Origin of the sequence: Mycobacterium gordonae, assembly GCF_002101675.1 — a bacterium.
Taxonomy (GTDB): domain Bacteria; phylum Actinomycetota; class Actinomycetes; order Mycobacteriales; family Mycobacteriaceae; genus Mycobacterium; species Mycobacterium gordonae.
This window is the reverse complement of the sequence record NZ_LQOY01000019.1, coordinates 40,215-58,306: the sequence shown is the minus strand read 5'-3', so window position 1 is coordinate 58,306 and position 18,092 is coordinate 40,215. Positions and strand designations below refer to the sequence as shown.

20 protein-coding genes and 3 pseudogenes are annotated in these 18,092 nt (G+C 67.1%); 9 read left to right on the top strand and 14 right to left on the bottom strand.

Going from position 1 to position 18,092, the window contains the following annotated elements; all coding sequences use genetic code 11:
• Entirely contained in the window at positions 1 to 432 is a 432-nt protein-coding gene (locus AWC08_RS03480) for a DUF1398 family protein (RefSeq protein WP_065136796.1), read from the top strand.
• Here AWC08_RS03480 and AWC08_RS03475 read toward each other — a convergent pair.
• From AWC08_RS03475 to AWC08_RS03455, 5 genes are read right to left on the bottom strand one after another with little or no spacing between them, the layout of a single operon-like run.
• Positions 423 to 1,553 (bottom strand): bifunctional RNase H/acid phosphatase, encoded by a 1,131-nt coding sequence (locus AWC08_RS03475; RefSeq protein ID WP_065136789.1) that lies wholly within the window; start codon positions 1,551 to 1,553, stop codon positions 423 to 425. The genes AWC08_RS03480 and AWC08_RS03475 overlap by 10 nt on opposite strands.
• On the bottom strand, positions 1,550 to 2,287 hold the full coding sequence (locus AWC08_RS03470; protein ID WP_069433898.1) for a zinc ribbon domain-containing protein: 738 nt from the start codon (positions 2,285 to 2,287) through the stop codon (positions 1,550 to 1,552). Before AWC08_RS03470 ends, AWC08_RS03475 begins: the two co-directional genes overlap by 4 nt.
• Positions 2,288 to 2,309: 22 nt before the next feature.
• A complete protein-coding gene (locus AWC08_RS03465) occupies positions 2,310 to 3,431 on the bottom strand; it encodes a Nif3-like dinuclear metal center hexameric protein (protein ID WP_069433897.1) in 1,122 nt (373 codons plus the stop codon).
• Positions 3,428 to 4,498: an Rv2231c family histidinol phosphate aminotransferase CobC gene (gene cobC, locus AWC08_RS03460; protein WP_069433896.1), complete on the bottom strand. Its 1,071-nt coding sequence runs from the start codon at positions 4,496 to 4,498 to the stop codon at positions 3,428 to 3,430. Before cobC ends, AWC08_RS03465 begins: the two co-directional genes overlap by 4 nt.
• Positions 4,499 to 4,552: 54 nt before the next feature.
• Complete coding sequence (locus AWC08_RS03455; protein ID WP_085087371.1) at positions 4,553 to 6,208, bottom strand: PE family protein; 1,656 nt, start codon at positions 6,206 to 6,208, stop codon at positions 4,553 to 4,555.
• 124 nt (positions 6,209 to 6,332) lie between these two features.
• Between AWC08_RS03455 and AWC08_RS03450 the strand changes: the two genes are divergently transcribed.
• From AWC08_RS03450 to AWC08_RS03440, 3 genes are read left to right on the top strand one after another with little or no spacing between them, the layout of a single operon-like run.
• Positions 6,333 to 7,001: an HAD-IA family hydrolase gene (locus tag AWC08_RS03450; protein WP_174900752.1), complete on the top strand. Its 669-nt coding sequence runs from the start codon at positions 6,333 to 6,335 to the stop codon at positions 6,999 to 7,001.
• On the top strand, positions 6,994 to 7,488 hold the full coding sequence (locus AWC08_RS03445; protein WP_065133761.1) for a low molecular weight protein-tyrosine-phosphatase: 495 nt from the start codon (positions 6,994 to 6,996) through the stop codon (positions 7,486 to 7,488). Before AWC08_RS03450 ends, AWC08_RS03445 begins: the two co-directional genes overlap by 8 nt.
• A 2-nt stretch (positions 7,489 to 7,490) precedes the next feature.
• Complete coding sequence (locus AWC08_RS03440; RefSeq protein WP_142283393.1) at positions 7,491 to 8,315, top strand: SURF1 family cytochrome oxidase biogenesis protein; 825 nt, start codon at positions 7,491 to 7,493, stop codon at positions 8,313 to 8,315.
• Here the strand turns inward: AWC08_RS03440 and AWC08_RS03435 are convergent.
• The 3 genes from AWC08_RS03435 to AWC08_RS03430 form a co-directional block, all read right to left on the bottom strand.
• Positions 8,297 to 9,235 (bottom strand): cobalamin biosynthesis protein, encoded by a 939-nt coding sequence (locus AWC08_RS03435; protein ID WP_065133762.1) that lies wholly within the window; start codon positions 9,233 to 9,235, stop codon positions 8,297 to 8,299. The genes AWC08_RS03440 and AWC08_RS03435 overlap by 19 nt on opposite strands.
• Before the next feature lie 31 nt (positions 9,236 to 9,266).
• On the bottom strand, positions 9,267 to 9,440 hold the full coding sequence (locus AWC08_RS36270) for a hypothetical protein (RefSeq protein WP_156781216.1): 174 nt from the start codon (positions 9,438 to 9,440) through the stop codon (positions 9,267 to 9,269).
• A 121-nt stretch (positions 9,441 to 9,561) separates the two neighbouring features.
• Complete coding sequence (locus AWC08_RS03430) at positions 9,562 to 10,071, bottom strand: nuclear transport factor 2 family protein (protein ID WP_156781217.1); 510 nt, start codon at positions 10,069 to 10,071, stop codon at positions 9,562 to 9,564.
• Between the two features lie 184 nt (positions 10,072 to 10,255).
• Between AWC08_RS03430 and AWC08_RS03425 the strand changes: the two genes are divergently transcribed.
• The gene (locus AWC08_RS03425; RefSeq protein ID WP_065133765.1) at positions 10,256 to 11,071 is read left to right on the top strand and encodes an oxygenase MpaB family protein; all 816 of its coding nucleotides are present in this window, start codon (positions 10,256 to 10,258) and stop codon (positions 11,069 to 11,071) included.
• A gap of 149 nt (positions 11,072 to 11,220) precedes the next feature.
• Here the strand turns inward: AWC08_RS03425 and AWC08_RS03420 are convergent, their stop codons facing one another.
• The 4 genes and pseudogenes from AWC08_RS03420 to AWC08_RS03405 form a co-directional block, all read right to left on the bottom strand.
• Entirely contained in the window at positions 11,221 to 12,345 is a 1,125-nt protein-coding gene (locus AWC08_RS03420; protein ID WP_069433864.1) for an epoxide hydrolase family protein, read from the bottom strand.
• A gap of 9 nt (positions 12,346 to 12,354) precedes the next feature.
• Complete coding sequence (locus tag AWC08_RS03415) at positions 12,355 to 12,549, bottom strand: hypothetical protein (RefSeq protein WP_055577209.1); 195 nt, start codon at positions 12,547 to 12,549, stop codon at positions 12,355 to 12,357.
• A gap of 109 nt (positions 12,550 to 12,658) precedes the next feature.
• Positions 12,659 to 12,779: pseudogene (locus tag AWC08_RS39815) on the bottom strand (lycopene cyclase family protein); the annotation flags it as partial.
• A gap of 34 nt (positions 12,780 to 12,813) precedes the next feature.
• Positions 12,814 to 13,560 (bottom strand): esterase/lipase family protein, encoded by a 747-nt coding sequence (locus tag AWC08_RS03405; protein ID WP_232007892.1) that lies wholly within the window; start codon positions 13,558 to 13,560, stop codon positions 12,814 to 12,816.
• Positions 13,561 to 13,872: 312 nt separating this feature from the next.
• Here AWC08_RS03405 and AWC08_RS34875 point away from each other — a divergent pair, with 312 nt between their 5' ends.
• From AWC08_RS34875 to AWC08_RS03390, 3 genes and pseudogenes are all read left to right on the top strand, one after another.
• Entirely contained in the window at positions 13,873 to 14,118 is a 246-nt protein-coding gene (locus AWC08_RS34875; RefSeq protein ID WP_063892936.1) for a type II toxin-antitoxin system Phd/YefM family antitoxin, read from the top strand.
• Between the two features lie 10 nt (positions 14,119 to 14,128).
• A complete protein-coding gene (locus AWC08_RS03395) occupies positions 14,129 to 14,494 on the top strand; it encodes a PIN domain-containing protein (protein WP_082986546.1) in 366 nt (121 codons plus the stop codon).
• Positions 14,495 to 14,508: 14 nt separating this feature from the next.
• Positions 14,509 to 14,646, top strand: a pseudogene (locus tag AWC08_RS03390) (DUF5131 family protein); the annotation flags it as partial.
• Between the two features lie 44 nt (positions 14,647 to 14,690).
• Here AWC08_RS03390 and AWC08_RS03385 read toward each other — a convergent pair.
• Positions 14,691 to 15,287, bottom strand: a pseudogene (locus tag AWC08_RS03385) (DUF5131 family protein); the annotation flags it as partial.
• Between the two features lie 750 nt (positions 15,288 to 16,037).
• Complete coding sequence (locus tag AWC08_RS03380) at positions 16,038 to 16,760, bottom strand: peroxiredoxin (protein ID WP_172835052.1); 723 nt, start codon at positions 16,758 to 16,760, stop codon at positions 16,038 to 16,040.
• 228 nt (positions 16,761 to 16,988) lie between these two features.
• Between AWC08_RS03380 and AWC08_RS37555 the strand changes: the two genes are divergently transcribed.
• Positions 16,989 to 17,204 (top strand): hypothetical protein, encoded by a 216-nt coding sequence (locus AWC08_RS37555; RefSeq protein WP_197522004.1) that lies wholly within the window; start codon positions 16,989 to 16,991, stop codon positions 17,202 to 17,204.
• Positions 17,205 to 18,092: the final 888 nt, after the last annotated feature.

Here is an 18,092-nt window from a genome sequence, read left to right as displayed (position 1 = left end):
GTGAGTAGCGCAATCGCTAATCTTCAGGCCGCCCATGCACGGGCGGCAGCCGTCAGGCCCGCGGTCCACGGCTTCCCCTACCTCGCCGAGGTGCTGCGTCAGGCCGGAGTGAGCAGATACCACCACTCGATCCCTTCCGGCACCACGCTCTATGTGACCGACGCCGGGCCGGTGCTCATGCAGGACGACCCGGTTGTCGCCCCAGGCATGACCGATGTGGCGTCGTGGAACCGGGATGCCGTCGTCACCGCGCTCCGCACCGACCAGTCTGGCAACAGCAGCTATCCGCAGTTCGTCCGCTCGTGCTGGGCGGCAGGCGTCGTGCACTACGACGTCGACCTACAGAGCCGGACCTGCACCTACGCGGGCGCGGGCGGCGAGTGCTACGTCGAGTCGTATCCGCGCGTCGAGGTTGTCGACGGTCAGAGGTAGCCCGTCTGATTGACCAGGCGCACCGACGAGGCGCCGTCGGGATAGAACTCGGCAATACTCAGCGACGCCAGGTCCAGGTGCAGCCGGTACAGAATGCCCGACCCGGCGTCCAGCGCCATCCGCAGCATCAACTTGATCGGCGTGACGTGGGAGACCACCAGCACGTTGGCCCCCGGGTACTCGGCAATGATCCGGTCGCGGCCACGCCGAACCCGCCGCAGCACGTCGTCGAAGCTCTCACCGCCCGGCGGCAGCGCACCGGTGTCGTACAGCCAGCGGCGGTGCAGCTCCGGGTCGCGGGTGGCAGCCTCGCTGAAGGTGAGACCCTCCCACGCGCCGAAGTCGGTCTCGATCAGGTCCTCGTCGACGGTGACATCCAGGCCTAACGCGCGCGCCGCCGTCGTCGCCGTGTCATAAGCGCGCTGCAGTGGCGATGAGATCACCGCCGCGATACCGCGACGCTGGGTCAGATAACGTGCGGCCAAACCCGCCTGGCGCCAGCCGATTTCATTCAACGGCGGGTTACCTCGCCCGGAATAGCGGCGCTGCGCCGAAAGCTCGGTCTGCCCGTGGCGTAACAACAGCAGACGAGTCGGGGTGCCCAGTGCGCCGGTCCAACCCGGCCCCTTGTTGGCCTCGGACGGGGCCTCCTCGGTCGCGGCCTTCCGCGCGGAGGCGGAGACCGGCACCGCGACCTTGTCCACCCTGCGATCGGTCTGGGCCGCAGCGTCCATCGCATCGTTGGCCAGTCGGTCGGCGTAGGCGTTCTGCTCGCGCGGAATCCAGGAGAAACTGATCCGGCGAAACTGCGCCGCGAGCGTCCGCGCCTGGGCGTGCAACTCCACCAGATCGGGGTGCTTGACGCGCCAGCGCCCGGACATCTGCTCGATCACCAGCTTGGAGTCCATCAGCACCTGGACCTCGCCGGCACCCAAGGTCAAGGCGTCATCCAGCCCGGCGATCAGACCGCGATATTCGGCAACGTTGTTGGTGGCACGTCCGATGGCCTGTTTGGTCTCGGCCAGTACGGTCCGGCGGTCCGCGCTCCACACCACCGCTCCATAGCCGGCGGGCCCCGGGTTACCCCGGGACCCCCCGTCCGCCTCGACGACGACCTTCATTGCTTAAAGTCCTTGACGCGCAATAAGATCGCGCCACACTCCGGGCACCGCAGCACCTCGTCCTCAGCCGCGGCAGTGATCCGGGCCAACTCGCCGCGACCGATCTCGATCCGGCACGCGCCGCACCGGTGTCCCTGCAATTGCCCGGCCCCCGGCCCTCCCCCGGCGCGCAACCGTTCGTACAGCGCCGACAGGTCGGGGTTCAGCCCGGCGCTCAAGGCCTCCCGTCGCGACCCGTGCTCGGTGCGGGTGTTCTCCAGTTCTGCCAGTGCGGCGTCCAAAGCCTGCTGGGCAGTGGCCAGTTCGGCCTGTAACGCGTCGGTGGTCCCCGACTCGACCGCCTGCTGCGCCTGCAATTCCTCGCGGCGCTCCATCACCTCGAGCAGGGAATCCTCGAGGCTGGCCTGGCGGCGTTGCAACGTCTCCAGTTCGTGTTGCAGGTCGGCCTGATGCTTGGCGTCGGTGGCCCCCGAACTGAGCAACGAGCGGTCGCGGTCTTCACGCTTGCGCACCGCGTCGATCTCGGCCTCAAAGCGTGCTATCTGAGCATCCAGATCTTCCAACGTAATTCGCACGGCACTCAGCCGGTCGCTGGCGGCGGTGTGCTCGCCGCGCACCCGGTCGTATTCGGCGCGCTCGGCCAGATGCGCGCTCCGATGCGCGAGCCGGGACAGCTCAGCATCCAACTTCGCCAATTCCAGTAGCGAACGCTGCTGTGCTACGTCGGCCTTCATCGCTGATCTCCAGGTCTCTTTTTCAGCACTGTGTTCTCAGGTTCCACGGGTCGGTGCGGACGGTGGATACCCGCACGGGCAGCGATCCGAATCGGGACCGCAGTACATCGGCCGCCTGTGCGCACCACGGGAATTCGCTGGCCCAGTGGGCGACGTCGATCAACGCCACCGGTGAGGCCCGGCGATGCTCGTCGGCGGGATGGTGCCGCAGGTCGGAGGTGACGTAAGCCTGCACGTCCGCCGCGGCTACCGCACCCAAGAACGAGTCCCCCGCTCCGCCGCACACCGCCACCCGCGACACCGGCAAGTCGGGGTCGCCCGCGGCGCGCACCCCCCAGGACGTCTGCGGCAGGGCCGCGCTGACCCGGGCGACGAAGTCCCGCAACGGCTCGGGCGCCGGCAGTGCGCCGATGCGGCCCAGCCCGGTTCCGGGCGGGGGCGGCTGCAGCGCGAGGATGTCGAATGCCGGCTCTTCGTAGGGATGCGCGGCACGCATCGCCGCCAGTACCGAGGCCCGCGCCCGGGCGGGCGCGATGACCTCGACCCGGTCCTCGGGGACCTGCTCGACGGCGCCGACACTGCCTATCGCCGGAGCGGCGCCCTCGTGCGGCAGGAACTGGCCGGTGCCCTTGACGCTCCAGCTGCAGTGCGAGTAGTCGCCGATGTGTCCGGCACCGGCGGCAAAGACCGCGTCCCGCACGGCTTCCGCGTTCTCCACCGGGACGTAGACGACCCACTTGTCCAGATCGGAAACACTCGGCGAGCTGTCCAGCACGGCCTCGACGGTCAGGCCGAGCGTCTCCGCCAGCGCGTCGGACACCCCCGGTGCCGCCGAGTCTGCGTTGGTGTGGGCGGTGAACAGCGAGCGGCCGGAGCGAATCAGCCGGTGGATCAGCGCCCCCTTGGGGGTGCTGGCGGCGACCGTGTCGACGCCACGCAACAGCAACGGGTGATGGGCCAGCAGCAGCCCGTTATCGGGCACTTGGTCGACCACCTCGGCTGTCGCGTCGACCGCGATCGTGACCGATTCGACCGCGTCCGCGGGGTCACCGCACACCAGGCCCACCGAATCCCACGACTCGGCCAACCGCGGGGGGTACGCGGCGTCCAGCACCTCGATGACGTCGGCGAGCCGCACGCTCATCGCCGGCTCCCGCCGTGCGCACCCGCCAGCGCGATCGACGAGACCAGTTCCGGCCACTCGGGTCGCACCGCGGCGCGCAGATAGCACTCCTGCAGGCCGACGAAGGTATCGCAGCGCCTCACCGCAATAGCGTTGTCGCGCAACCTGTTCCGGATTGCCTCAGCATCGGGGCTGCGGAACAGCACGAAGGGGGCGCGGCCGTCGACCACCTCGAGTCCCACCGATTCCAAACCCGCAACCATGGCCTCGCGCAACCCCACCGACCGGGCCGCGTCCGCCGCCGCCTCCGCGACGGCCTGCGGGGTGCAACAGGCGGCGATGGCGGTCAGTTGCAGGGTGCCCACCGGCCAGTGCGCGCGCTGCGCGGTCAACCGGGCCAGCAAAGCCGGCGCCGCCAGGGCGTAGCCCACCCGCAACCCGGCCAGCCCCCATGTCTTGGTCAGGCTGCGCAGCACCAGCACGTCCGGCAGGGCGTCACCCGCCAGCGAGTGCGGCTCGCCGGGTATCGAGTCGGCGAACGCCTCGTCGACCACGAGGATCCGTCCGGGCCGGCGCAGCGCCAGCAGCTGCTCGCGAGTATGCAACACCGAGGTCGGATTGGTCGGGTTCCCGATCACCACCAGGTCCGCCTCGTCGGGCACCCCGTCGGCTCCCAGCACCGCATCCAGGGTGAACGGGGGTGGCAGGACGACGTGGTGCACCGCAATCCCGGCCGCGCTCAGCACCGCCTCGGGTTCGGTGAACGAAGGCGCGATGATCGCCGCGAGGCGTGGATGCAGATTGCTCAGCAACGCGAAACCCTCCGCCGCGCCGGCCAGCGGCAACACCTCGTTACGCGCGCGACGGTGCCGCAAGGCCACCGCGTCTTGTGCCGTGGCGACGTCGGCGGTACTCGGGTAGCGGGCCAGGTCCGGTAACCGCGCGTTCAACTGCTGCACCAGCCAGGACGGCGGATGGGGGCGACGGACGTTGACGGCGAAGTCCAGCATGCCGGGCATGACGTCCTGATCACCGTGATAACGCGCGTGGGCAACACGACTCGACGCGCTCGGATCAAGGCCTGCCATCACAGAAACACTAGTGCGCTCGGCTGTGGCGCCATCGACGACCACCGGTTGACATCAGGGCAGCAGGCTCTGGATATCCGTGAGGTTCAAATAGCCCGCTTCCACGATGGTGAGCACTTCCATCAGACCCGCCATCGTCAGCATTGCGGTGTTTGCCGCGATCGGGTCACCGATCGCATTGATCAGGCTGCCGTGCTCGATCCCGCTGACGAACAAGCCGGCGTCGTACGCCGGCAGGCTCAGCGTGACGGCGGTGAGGATGTCGGCGGTCGGAAGCAAGACCGCGTAGTCGGTCGAGATGATCTTCGCCACGGTGTTGACGACGTTCATCGGCGTTGGCGCCACCGGGGCCGGCGGCGGCCCGAGCAGCGCGGGCAACAGGTCGGGCCACAGCGGGGTGGGCGGGGACGGACTGAAGACGATGCCACGCAAATCCGCCACGAAGTCATGCACCCCCTGCTGTGCGCCCACCGCCAGGGCATGGAGAACCACACCCGGACTCACCTCCGGAAACAGCCCGAACGGGGTGGGCACGTTGGCCGCGGTCGTGGACCAGCCGTAGGCCGGATCGCCGTAGCCGAGGTTGACGATGACCCGCAGATCAGGCTGGAGCAGGTCGGCCAGTGGTTTGCCGAGTACCGGAATCGCGCGCACCGGATCCAACAGCGGCAGATTCGGGGTCGGAATCATCTTGTAGGTGGTCATCGTCGGGCCCTCGGTACCCAGCGTGACTGCCGAGTCGACCTGCTCGGTCGTCAGATGCGGGTAGCCGAAGTGCACCGCGCCGATGCCGAAGAAGGCGTTCAGGTCGGCGACGATGTTGAGCGGATACCGCGGAAAGTCGGCCAGCCCGTCGTATTCGCGGGTGTAGATGGTGGTCGGGTACAGGTTGTCCGGTGTCGCCCCGTACATGGTCAATCCGACCGACGGCAGGCTCAATCCGACGAAGCGTTGCAGCAGGCCGCCGTTGGGGTTCATCGGGTTACCGATCAGCACGAAGTCCAGATCGGCCGGGCTCGGGGCACCTGCGCCCAGCGCGGCGAGCTGCCGCATCTCCAGCGAGGCGATCTCCGCGCTCTGGGAATAGCCGAAGACGGTGACGTGGTTACCGTCGCCGAGTTGCTGCAGGATCGCGTCGTGCAGAATGGCCACGCCCTGCTGTACCGAGGTGTCGAACGGCAGGCTTCTGACGCCGGTCAGCGGGTACAGCTGCTCGGGTGTGAACAACACCTGTGGGCTGGCACCGACCTGCCTGATGTAGAGCTTGCTGACGGCGTCGACGTAGCTGCTCGGCGGGTTCGGGTCGCCGGTGCCGCCCATGATCAGCGCCACCAACGGCTGGCCCAGCAACGGCGTGGCGGGTCCGCCCGGCGCCTGGCCCGCGCCGCCGGCCGGAAGTCCGGTGAACAAGCCCGCCACCGCGGCGTCGTTGGCTGCCTCGGCGTCGAGGTAGGCGCCCGCGGCGGCGGTCAGCGCGGCGGCGAATCGGTCACCGAAGGCCGCCGCCTGCGCCAGGAGTGCCTGCGATTCGCGGGCGTATGCGCCGAACAACTCCGCGGCGGCCACCGACACCTCGTCGGCCGCCGCGGCGGCCAGTTCGGTGGTGGGACCGGCCACCAGCGCCCCGACGTCGCTGATCGCCGTGCCGATTGCGGCCACTTGGACCGTGGCTGCCGTGATCAGCTGCGGCTGCGCGGCGAGCAGTGTCATTGCAGCGAACCTCCACAAGCCGGCCCCCGCGTGTCGAGACACCGATTGTCACAAATCGCACCCTCGGGCGCCCCGTTTTTCGTCGGGTCGCCTCACAGTCGGTAGCTCAGCGCGATCAACGACAATGGACACCGTGACAGGCGGTGGCAAGGCGCAATTGGTGATCTTCGATCTGGACGGCACTTTGACGGATTCGGCGGCCGGCATCGTGGCCAGCTTCCGCCATGCGCTCACCCACATCGGTGCGGCGATTCCCGAGGGCGATCTGGCCGCCCAAATCGTCGGGCCGCCGATGGACGAGACATTCCACGCCATGGAACTCGACGGGCGCGCCGACGAGGCGTTCGCAGCCTTCCGGTCCGAGTACGGCAGCCGCGGCTGGGCGATGAACAGCCTGTTCGACGGCATTGCGCCACTGCTGGCCGATCTGCGGGCCGCCGGGGTGCGCCTGGCGGTGGCGACCTCCAAGCTGGAGCCCACGGCGCGACGCATCCTGGACCACTTCGGGCTCGACCAGTATTTCGAGGTGATCGCCGGCGCCAGTCCGGACGGCACCCGTAAGTCCAAGACGGACGTGCTGGCGCACGCACTGGCGCAATTGCAGCCGCTGCCCGAGCGCGTCCTGATGGTCGGCGACCGCAGCCACGATGTGCACGGGGCGGCCGCGCACGGCATTGACACGGTGGTGGTCGGCTGGGGGTACGGCCGGGGCGACTTCGCCGAACCGATCAGGTTGACCGGCGTGACCCACGTCGAGACGATCGGCGAACTGCGGAGGGCGTTAGGTGTCTGATCCGCTGCTGCACGTGACATTCGTCTGCTCGGGCAATATCTGCCGTTCGCCGATGGCCGAGAAGATGTTCGCCCACCAGATCGCCGAGCGGGGACTCGGCGACGTCGTCCGCGTCACCAGCGCCGGCACCGGTAACTGGCACGCCGGCGAGGGAGCGGACGTGCGGGCCAAGCGGGTACTCCGCGACCACGGCTACCCCACCGCTCACCGCGCGGCGCAGATCGACGAAGATCACCTGTCGGCCGACCTCGTCATCGCCCTCGGGCGCAACCACCAACGACTGCTGCGGCAACTCGGGGTCGAAGACGGCCGGCTGCGGATGCTGCGCTCGTTCGACCCCCGCTCGGGTGCCCACACCCCCGACGTCGAGGACCCCTACTACGGCGACCACCGCGACTTCGAGACGGCGTTCGTCGTCATCGAGGCCGCGCTACCCGGTCTGCACGACTGGGTCGACGAGAGACTCGCACAGAACGGGTACGGATGATGTTGCGGCGGTTGAGGTTTCTGCTGCGTCCGGGCTGGCTGGCGCTGATTCTGGTCTGCGTCGCGTTCACGTATCTGTGTTTCACCGTGCTCGCGCCATGGCAGCTGGGCAAGAACACCAGGACTTCGCGGGAGAATCAGCAGATCACCGATTCCCTGAACACCCCGCCGGTGGCGCTGAAAACGCTTCTGCCTCGCCAAGATTCGTCGGCGCCGGGGGCGCAGTGGCGTCAGGTCACGGCCACCGGGCACTACCTCGCGGAGGTGCGGGTACTGGCTCGGCTGCGGGTCGTGGACGGTGATCAGGCGTTCGAGGTGTTGATGCCGTTCGTGGTCGATGACGGCCCCACTGTGCTCGTCGACCGTGGCTGGGTGCGGCCCGAGCCGGGATCGCACGTACCGCCGATCCCCGCCGCGCCGACCCAGCAGGTCACCATCACGGCGCGCCTGCGCGACTCCGAGCCCACGGTGGCCGGCAAGGACCCGTTCACCAGAGACGGCTACCAGCAGGTGTATGCGGTGAGCACCGGCCAGGTCGCGGCGTTGACCGGGGTCCCCTTGGCCGGGTCATATCTGCAGTTGGTGGAGAACCAGCCCGGAGGACTCGGTGTCGTCGGGGTTCCGCACCTGGATGCCGGGCCGTATCTGTCCTATGGCATCCAGTGGTTGCTGTTCGGCGTCCTGGCGCCGATCGCCCTGGGATATTTCGTCTATTCCGAGGTTCGGGCGCGACGCCGCGACAAGCAGGGACCGCCGGCGGCCGCGGAGCCGGCCAGTCTCCCGACGGTGCAGGACAAGCTCGCCGACCGTTACGGCCGCCGGCGCTGACCGGCCTGCCAGGCCGGCCCCGCCGCCACCACAGCGGCACCGGCCTGCACCATCCGCGACAGCCGCACCGCCCGGCGCAGGTCGGCAACCATGGGTGTTCGCCCGTCGCCCAACGTCGGCCGGATCTGCAACTCGTGTCGGTACTGGGTAGGCCCGCCGAGGCGCACTCCGAGCGCTCCCGCGAATGCGGCCTCGACCACGCCCGCATTGGGGCTGGGATGCCGGTTGGCGTCGCGTCGCCACGCGCGCACCGCTGCACCAGGCGATCCGCCGATCAACGGCGCGCACACCACTACCAGGCCGGCGGTCACCCGCGCGCCGACATAATTCGCTAGATCGTCCAGTCGTGCTGCGGCCCAACCGAATCGGAGATACCGCGGCGATCGGTATCCCACCATCGCGTCCAAGGTGTTGATCGCCCGATATCCCAGCACCGCAGGAGCTCCCCCGATCGCGGCCCACAGCAGTGCCGCCACCTGGGCATCCGAGGTGTTCTCGGCCACCGACTCCAGCGCCGCGCGGGTCAGGCCCGCCGCATCCAGTGCGGCCGGATCGCGCCCGCACAACGACGGCAGCAGACGCCGCGCCGCGTCGATGTCCCCGTTGTCCAGCAGCTCGGCCATCCGGCTGCCGGTGCGGCTCAGCGAGGTTCCGCCTAGCGACACCCAGGTCGCCGCCGCGGTGGCCAGTGCCGAGCCGGTGCGACGCTGCACCGTGGCACCGAGCAGGCCGACGAGGCCGACCAGCAGGGCCACATGAGCCACCCCGGCGGCCCTGCTGTCTCGGTAGGTGCGCCGCTCCAGGCGTGCCGCCGCGGCGCCGAACAGGGCGACCGGATGTCCCCGGCTTGGGTCGGCCAGCGTGAAGTCAAGGAGATAACCGGCGACGACGCCCGCCACTCGGGCATCCCGTACAGACACCCCGGCAGCGTCTCACACCGGTGTTGAGCGGTTAGATCACCACCACGACGATGAGCAGCGTGACCAGGACGAGAAACTGCGCCGCAAGCATCCACCACATCTCGGGGACGTAGTCGACGGCGGCCTGCGAGCGCCCAATCTGAAACAGGTTCGTCAGCTTGGCCGCCGGTGCGTCGGGGCCGCCTGGTGGCGGTTCAATCGACATGTGTGCAAAATGCCCCTTTTGCCGCGTCCTAATCGCCATTCCCGGTGAGGTCGATCACAAGAACACAGCGGCCCTGCTCGCGCGATGTGATGCCGAACATCCATTGAGAATTTCCGCCTGATCAGGCGCCTCGCTTCATGAAGTTGCCATCGCTGGGCAGACCGGTCCGAGTCTGGTCCGCGGTGACAACCCACCGGTCGAGCCGCCACACACCTTGCTGCTTGGCGGCCGTGAAGTCGTAGCAGCCCGTCAGATCGGGCAACGGCGGACCGCCATCGCGAATGGCAAATACCTGCACATAACAATGCCCCGTCATTGTGTCGGGGGTTTGGCCGGTGATCCATAACGAGTTCAGCGCGTGGCGCCTTTTGTTGCGCTCGGCCCGGAACGCTGATTTCCTGGCCGCGAGTAGTTCCATGACAACGTTGATGTCCTCGGACAGCACCCGTCCTTCGTGCAAAAGGACGAGTTCTGGTGACTCGGTGAACAAGGCGCGGAAATCATCGAGTCGATCCTGGTCGTAGGTGTAGGCGTAGGCGCCCAACAAGTTCGCGACCGCAAGGCGATCTGCGACATCGAAGTGTGGGTCGCCGGGGTCCGTGCCGGCCGCCAGCGACTGTTCGTCGAACATCTTCACCCCAATCTCTCAAGAGCTATTGTCAACTATGGTTGACAGTTATGACGGTAGGCACGAGCGAGCACTGTGTCAACCTTGGTTGTCAAATCCCATAGCGCGGCAGACCAGCCGGCTCACCGTCGCCGCCCGAACACCCTCTCGCGCGTGGTCTACTCGATGACATGAGCCAGGATCTGCTATGAAGCGGCCGGTCACCAGGGTCGCCGACCTGCTGAACCCGGCGGCGCTGTTGCTGCCGGCAGCCAACGTCATCATGCAGCTGGCCCGGCCCGGGGTGGGCTACGGAGTTCTGGAAAGCCCGGTGGACAGCGGCAACGTCTACAAGCACCCCTTCAAGCGCGCCCGCACCACGGGCACCTACCTCGCGGTGGCCACCATCGGCACCGAATCCGATCGCACCGTCATGCGAAAAGCGGTCGACGTCGCCCACCGTCAGGTCCGGTCGAGGCCGTCGAGTCCGGTGGCCTATAACGCCTTCGACCCCGGGCTACAGCTGTGGGTCGCCGCCTGCCTCTACCGCTACTTCGTCGAGCAGCACGAGTACCTGCACGGGCCGCTCGACGATGTGGCCGCGGACGCCGTCTACCAGGACGCCAAGCGGCTGGGCACCACCCTGCAGGTGCCGGAGCGGATGTGGCCGGCCGACCGGGTCGCCTTCGACGAGTACTGGAAGCGCTCTTTGGACGAGCTGCGGATCGACCCGCCAGTGCGCGAGCACCTGCGCGGGGTGGCCTCGATGGCGTTTCTGCCGTGGCCGCTGCGGACCCTGGCCGGATCGTTCAACCTGTTTGCGACGACGGGGTTTCTGGCCCCGGAATTCCGGGCCATGATGCGGCTGGATTGGTCGGAGTCCCAACAGGCCCGGTTCGAGCTGCTGCTCTCGGCGCTGCGGGTTGCCGACCGGCTGATACCGCACCGGGCCTGGATCCTGGTCTATCAGATGTACCTGTGGGACATGAGATTTCGCGCACGCCGCGGCTGGCGGGTGGTCTGACGGGGGGCTAGCGTGCCGCCCTCCCCGCCCCCCTCCCCGCCGAGCGTGAAAGCCACGACCGATCAACGGCGTGTCGCGTCGTCAGATTCACGTTCGGCGGCAAGGCAACTCGGCGGCAAGGCGGCAAGGCAACTCGGCGGCAGAAAGACTCAGCGCACGGTCGCGAAGAACTCCCGAAGGTCCGCCACGAACAGCTCGGGTTGCTCGAATGCGGCGAAGTGGCCGCCGCGCGGCATGGTCGTCCAATGGGTGATGTTGAAGTTCGGCTCGCACCAGCGGCGCGGTGCGCGCAGGATCTCCTTCGGGAAAGACGCTACGCCCGTGGGCAATTCGACGCGGGTGGTGTCCCCCCACTTCTTGAAGCTCTCCCAGTACAGCCGCGCCGAGGACGCCGCGGTTTCGGTCACCCAGTACATCATCACGTTGTCCAGCAACTCATCTCGCGTCAGCACATTCTCGGGGTGTCCGTCGCAGTCCATCCAGGCCTGAAACTTCTCGACGATCCAGGCCAATTGGCCCACCGGCGAATCGACCAGCCCGTAACCCACCGTCTGCGGGCGCGTCGACTGCTGCTTGGAATACCCGGTGCCGTTCTTGCGGTGCTCGGCCAGTGCGGCCAGCGCCGCCTGCTCCTCGGGCGTGGGATTGGCCATCGTCTCGGCGGTCGGCATGCCCAGCGGCATGTTCAGGTGAATGGCCACGCAGTTGCCCTCGTTTCGGCCGATCTGGCTGGTGACGGCAGCGCCCCAGTCGCCACCCTGGGCGCCGTAGCGGTCATACCCGAGGCGCGTCATCAGCTCCTCCCAGACCAGCGCGATCTTCTCCACACCCCACCCGGTGCGGCCCGGTTTTCCGGAGAATCCGTAGCCGGGCAGCGACGGGCACACCACATGGAAGGCGTCCTCCGCGCGCCCGCCGTGCGCGGTGGGGTTCGTCAGCGGCTCGATCACCTTGTGGAACTCGACGATCGACCCCGGCCAGCCGTGGGTGATCAGCAGCGGAAAGGCGTCGTCGTGCGGGGAGCGCTGATGGATGAAGTGGATGTCTAGACCGTCGAACTGGTCGATGAAGTGGTCGAAGCGGTTCAGCGCTGTTTCCCGGGCCCGCCAGTCGTAGTCACCGGCCCAGTACGCGGCCAGGTCCCGGGTGTAGCGCAGCGGGATGCCCTGGCTCCAGTCGTCCACACATTCGGCTTCTGGCCACCGGATGCGCGCCAGCCGCGCGCGCAGGTCGTCGAGTACGTCCTCGGGGACGTCGATCCGAAACGGCTTCACCGCTCGACCCTACTTCTGCGTCGCATCCTTGATCAGCGTGCTGATCTGCTCGAGCAGCTCACGCATGTCGGCGCGCATGGCATCGACCGCGGCATACAGGTCGGCCTTGGTTGCCGGCTGCTGGTCCGACGACAACGGTCGCACCGGCGGCCCCGATGTCTTTCGTGCTGCGCTGTCGCTCTGAGAACCCGGAAGGTCACCCACGGTGTCGAGCGTGCCATACCGGGTCAAACACGTCCAAAAGGGGAGCTGCTGAGGGCGGCGGCCAGCGGGAAGCCGGCACATCGTTCACCGATCATGATCGCAGGCCGCGGCGACGAAGCGCCGGGCCGGCCTCGATCGGCAGGACGCGCCGACGACTGGTCGGCCAACCGTCCGGCGACCGCGCATCCGGCGGAGCCGGCCCCGATGACGACGAAGTCATAGGCGGGCACAGCGGCCCCTGGGCTAGTTGTCCGATGGGCTGGGTCAACTGGCTGGGCAGCCCTCACGGTTGGCCCTCTCGAGCGCCTTGGGCGCGTCCTCGATCGCCTGGTGCAGCACGTCCAACACGTGAGGGTCCCAAGTCAGCGCGGTGTTCCAGTCCAGACCGGCTTGGTTGGAGACATAGATGCTGTGGGTGTCGTCGAAGGTGTAACAGCGCCGATGCGGCAGCACCGGGTCGCCGACGTCCTTGGCCAACGCGCTTTGTAGCGCCACCAGACCGTCGTTGGGCCACACCGCGGGATTGGCCGGGCCGGGGGTGGTGAATTTCTTGCCGCCGATCAGGACGACCGGGACCTTGTCCAGCACACCGGACTGGAACTGGTTCCACCCGTTCTTGCCCATCAGGAACGCCTGGTTGACCTCACGACCGGAACCGGCCATCAGCCGCAGGACTTCGTCCTTGAATCCCTTCATCGCGTTCTCGCAGAATGTGTCGCCCAGGCAGTCGGTCAGGGGAACAATGCCGTTGGCGTAGTCGGACAGGTACGAACCCTGCCACGGGGTGCCGATCGTGGTCAGCGAGCGGACGTGCACCGGCGAGTTGGTGGTCGCGAGCACCCGGATCGCGGCGCGCGAGTACAGACCGCCCATCGAGTGGGCGACGAAGTCGACGTCGGTGACTCCCTTGTCGGTGTGCAGGTAATTGAGGAACCGGGCGAGGTGCTCACCGGCGGTGTCGATGCTTCCGGTAGGGCTCGCCGGCTGCTCGTCCTGGCAGTCGCACCGCACCGACTCGAGGCGCTGCGGGCCGTTCTAGACATGTCCTCCGTGACCGTCGAGTACCTCGTCGAATAAGGGTGACGAGCATCTTCGCAGTCCGCCGGTTGGTAAGCCCAATTTTCATGGATAATGACGATTATCCATCTACAGCCGAGAGCTGTTGCAGCGGTGGGGGATAGGGATGAAGTCTGGTCGCGGGGGATCTCCACGGCACATCGATCAGCACGCGCGCGTCGACATCGCTTGCGCTTCGTCCCGTGTACCTGGGTGAGCGCGAGCCACAATGTAGATCATGATCTACATTGTGGCTACACTGGCTGCATGACCGATGTAGGGATGCGAGAACTCAGACAGAATCCCGCCCCCGTTTTGCGTGAGGTCGAGGGCGGCGCCGAGGTGACGGTGCTGGTCAACGGCCGCGCGGTAGCCCGGATCGTGCCAATAGCGACACCCGCATGGGTGGCCGGGGAACAGGCAGCGCGGATCTACACGGCCGTGGATCCCGGTTGGGAGGACGAACTACGCGCCGCCCGCGAGGACGACACCGTTGACGACCCCTGGGCCTAGACAAGTCATCGTGGACACCAGCATCCTGGTCGCTCCCAAAGTCGACCTGTCGGGGCTGGTCTGCCAAATCAGCTCGGTGAGCTATGCAGAGCTTCATTTCGGTGTGCACTGCGCACCGGATGACAACGCCCGACTGAGTCGTCAGCACCGGTTGACCATGATCCAGTCCGTCTACGGCCACGGCATCGCCTTCACCGACACCACCGCCCACCACTACGGCCTGCTGTGCGCACGCCTACGGGCCCAAGGCCGCAGTCCGCGCGGTCGCGCCATGGACATTATGATTGCTGCCACCGCGCTGACCCTCGGAGTTGCGCTGGTCACCAGGAACACCAACGACGTCGACCGACTCGGCGTCGAACTACTGCAGCGTTGACCTACCCGGGGGCGCGCGGTATCCGCGACGCCTGCCGCGCCGAGGGAGTGCCGTTCTTCTTCAAACAGTGGGGCGGCCGGACCCCGAAGGCAGCCGGCCGCGAGCTCGACGGCCAACTGTGGGACGAGATGCCCACCGCGGCAACAGGTTAGACGACGGGGGCTACGATAAGGTTCTCGACCTTGGGGCAGGACAGCTCCATCGGCCGATACTTGGGGCCTGACTCGCCGCCGGCGATCACCCAGCCGATGCTGGTGAGGTCGATCCCGTCCAACGGACCGATTAGCGGCTCACAGGATAAGAAGCGCACCGCGGCCGGCACCTCGCGGAGATGGTCGACCCGGCTAAGAACGTCGGCGTTCTCCACCGAGACGCCGATCCACAGGTTGTCCGGCCAGTCAAGCTTTTCTGCGACGCGACTCAGCCGCCGACTCCGCTTGGTCAGGACCTGATAGGTGTGCTGCGGGGTGTCGCGACACACGTCGAACACGTCGCGGATGAAGCTGATCGGCACCTTGGCGTGGAACAGGTCGGCCATCGAGTTCACGAACACCACGCGGGGGGTGCGCCACCGCCGCGGCTCGTCCAGCGCTTGCGGGTGCACCGTGACACCGAAGCCGGGGCCGGATGTGCGCGGGTCGCCGTCGGCCTGGTACTTCTCCGACCCCATCGCCTTGAGTCGCCTTGCCAGAGTCATCGCGTAGCAGTGATCGCACCCGGTGGATACTCGATCGCACCCGGTGACGGGGTTCCAGGTGGCCTCGGTCCACTCGATCGCTGAACGGTCCGCCATCGGGGCTCCTCACCTGCGCTTTTCCTGCTCTAGTCTCACTCTAAGACCCACCACCGACGGAAGCCGCCAAGCAGTCAACCTGGTGCAGGTGTGTCGAATGGTGCCAGTGATACATGATCGGGTGAGTCAGACCGCATGTCGATCAACTACTTCCCGGAACGTCGCTAGGTTCACAACGGTGACCGCCGTGCCCCGTACCAAGAGCTGCTCTGGCCCGCTGTCCTCGCGATGCGGGATCTGGGCGACTCCGGGTCCATCGACGAGATCAACGAAAGCGTCCTTGAGCGGGAGAACTTCTTGGATGCGCAACAGGCAGCTCTGCACGGTGATGGACCCGGGACCGAGATCGCCCGCAGACTTGCGTGGGCGCGGTCAGCTCAAAGGCATGGGCCTCGCCGAGAATTCACGGCGCGGTGTCTGGAGCCTCAACGCGGAGGGTCGGACCTATCCGGTAGCGGAACTTCAAGAACATCAGCCGCCGATACGTCTCCGCCGTGCGCGGTGAGCCCTTACGAGTTGCCCGGTCGGCTTTACAACACACGAAACCACTACGAGTCGGCCGCCACCACGCGGCGGTGGCCCCGACGGCGGCGGCTCGGCCCATTTGTTTCATGTATACATCAGTTACCCATGGTTAGTATCGCCGTTTTCGTCTGGTGAATCACGGATACGGTGCTTGCGGTGATGGCCACCTTGCTCGGATGACGAAAACTGGTGTAGATCTGTGGATTGTGCTGTGGCGCGAACCCTTCAGACGGTTCGGATGGCGGATTCGACTTCGTCGGCGCTGATCTGTTTGGTGCAGAAGAACCAGTCTTCGCACTCGATGCCGTCGATGTGCCCGTCCATGCGTTGCTTGGCGGTGCTGCAGGAGCCTGCGGGGGGCACGATGACCGGCTCGCCGGGTCGCCAGTCGGCCGGTGTGGCAACGGCGAAGTGTTCGGCTGTTTGGAGGGCTTTGATGACGCGCAGCAGCTCGTCGAAGTTGCGGCCGAGGCTTAGCGGGTAATAGATGACGGCGCGGATCACGCCCGTGGGGTCGATGACAAAAACCGCCCGCACCGCCTTGGTGGAGTCCTCGCCGGGCATGATCATCCCGTATTTCTGGGCGATCTCCATGGTGATGTCTTCGATGAGCGGGAAGTTGACCTCGACGTTCTTCATGTCGCGGAAGGTGATTTTGTCCTTGATCGTGCGTAGCCACGCGATGTGGCTGTAGAGGCCGTCGACCGATAGGCCGACGAGTTCGGTGTTGTAGGCCGCGAATTGGTTCTGCATCGCGGCGAAGGTGATGAACTCGCTGGTGCAGACCGGGGTGAAGTCGGCGGGGTGGGAGAACAGGATGACCCACTTGCCGGCGTAGTCGGCGGGGAAGTTGATCTCGCCCTGCGTGGTGGTGGCGGTGAAGGCCGGGGCCGGGTCTCCGATACGCGGCATGCTCGTCACGGGGGCGGGGGTCTCGGTGGTTGTCATTGCAGTCCTTCCTCTTCGGGTGTCCCTAAGTTAGACGCGATACCACCAGGGGTATATTCCCGGGAGCGCTGGGTCCGCGGGTCGTGCAACGATTAGGCGTGTGCTGTCGATGAGACCGGTCGCTTGGACGGGACCGTCGGGTATTCCGCGCGTCTGGTAGGCCGCTGGTGGCGGATCGAGCCAGAGAACTCCGTTTGGCGCGGTTGCTGGTGTCGGCTCAGGTCACGCGTGGGGACGGCGGGGGTATCTCGCGCGGTTCCGCCGGGGGTAGGAGGACGCGACGACCTGCCCTTCGGCGCAGGCGCGACACCGGGTGACGGCGATGACCCGGTTGACGTCGACGGTCGCCCGGCAGAGTTGAGGCGTGGTGCTCTCGGCGCGGTGTGGCACGCGGTGTCTGGGGTGATGGAGCTGGTGCCGCACGTGCTGCACACCTGGGTTTAATCGCGGGGGCCCGTCCTGGTTACCGGTGTCGGGGCAATCTGTTGTTCGCGGCCCTGGGCGGGATTTTCTCGATCCCGTTGCTGCGCAGACTGTATCGGCGATTTCACCCTTGGAAGGCGGCCGGTGATCGCGCTTGCGGTGTTTGCCGTGATGTTCTCGTTGTCTGAGTGGGTCGTGGTGGGTTGCGACGGCAGCCAGACCCGGCTGGCGACCGGCGCCGACCAGCCACCACCGTCGCCCGTACGCGGCCCACACCACGGTGGTTGACACGTGCGCGGGATTCGCGGTGGTTGGTGGCGTCAAGGGACCTGTCGCGGGGCGCGGGCCCGCACGGGGACGCGGATGGTTCTGCCGCCCTGACCGTGGGCCACGCGGCTGCGCCGCCTCACCGATCGGATTGCTGGCGGTCAACGGGAGAACCGGCGTGCCCGGCGGGTAGAGCCGAGTTCGGTTGTATTGGTTGCGAACTCGGGTGAGGGTGCCGTGAAGGTGGCGACCGGTTGCGGGCTGGACCGAAAGTCGATGTCGACCTGCCACCAACCCGTCTCCGAATTGGATGTAGCAGGTGGCTTGGCCGAGGTACTTTCCGGCTGGGGGTGTCCGTGTAGCTGGCCGGTGATGTTGGCGGCCACCGTGCGGGCGGCCCGTTCGGCGAAGCAATCACCGATCGCGTAGTAGGCGGCCAGTGCATGGAAGGTGACGGCGATCGCGCGCAGCGCGGGCCGCTGGCGCGCGTGGCGACGGCGCGTAGCTGCCAGATCACCACGCGGCGAAAAGACCTCGATTGCCGAGTTCGATTCCCAAGCCGACCAGCGCGATGGAGCCTGCGGACAGCCGACGGTGACCTCGATGACGCCGCCGACGACGTCCTAGACCATGAATCACGAG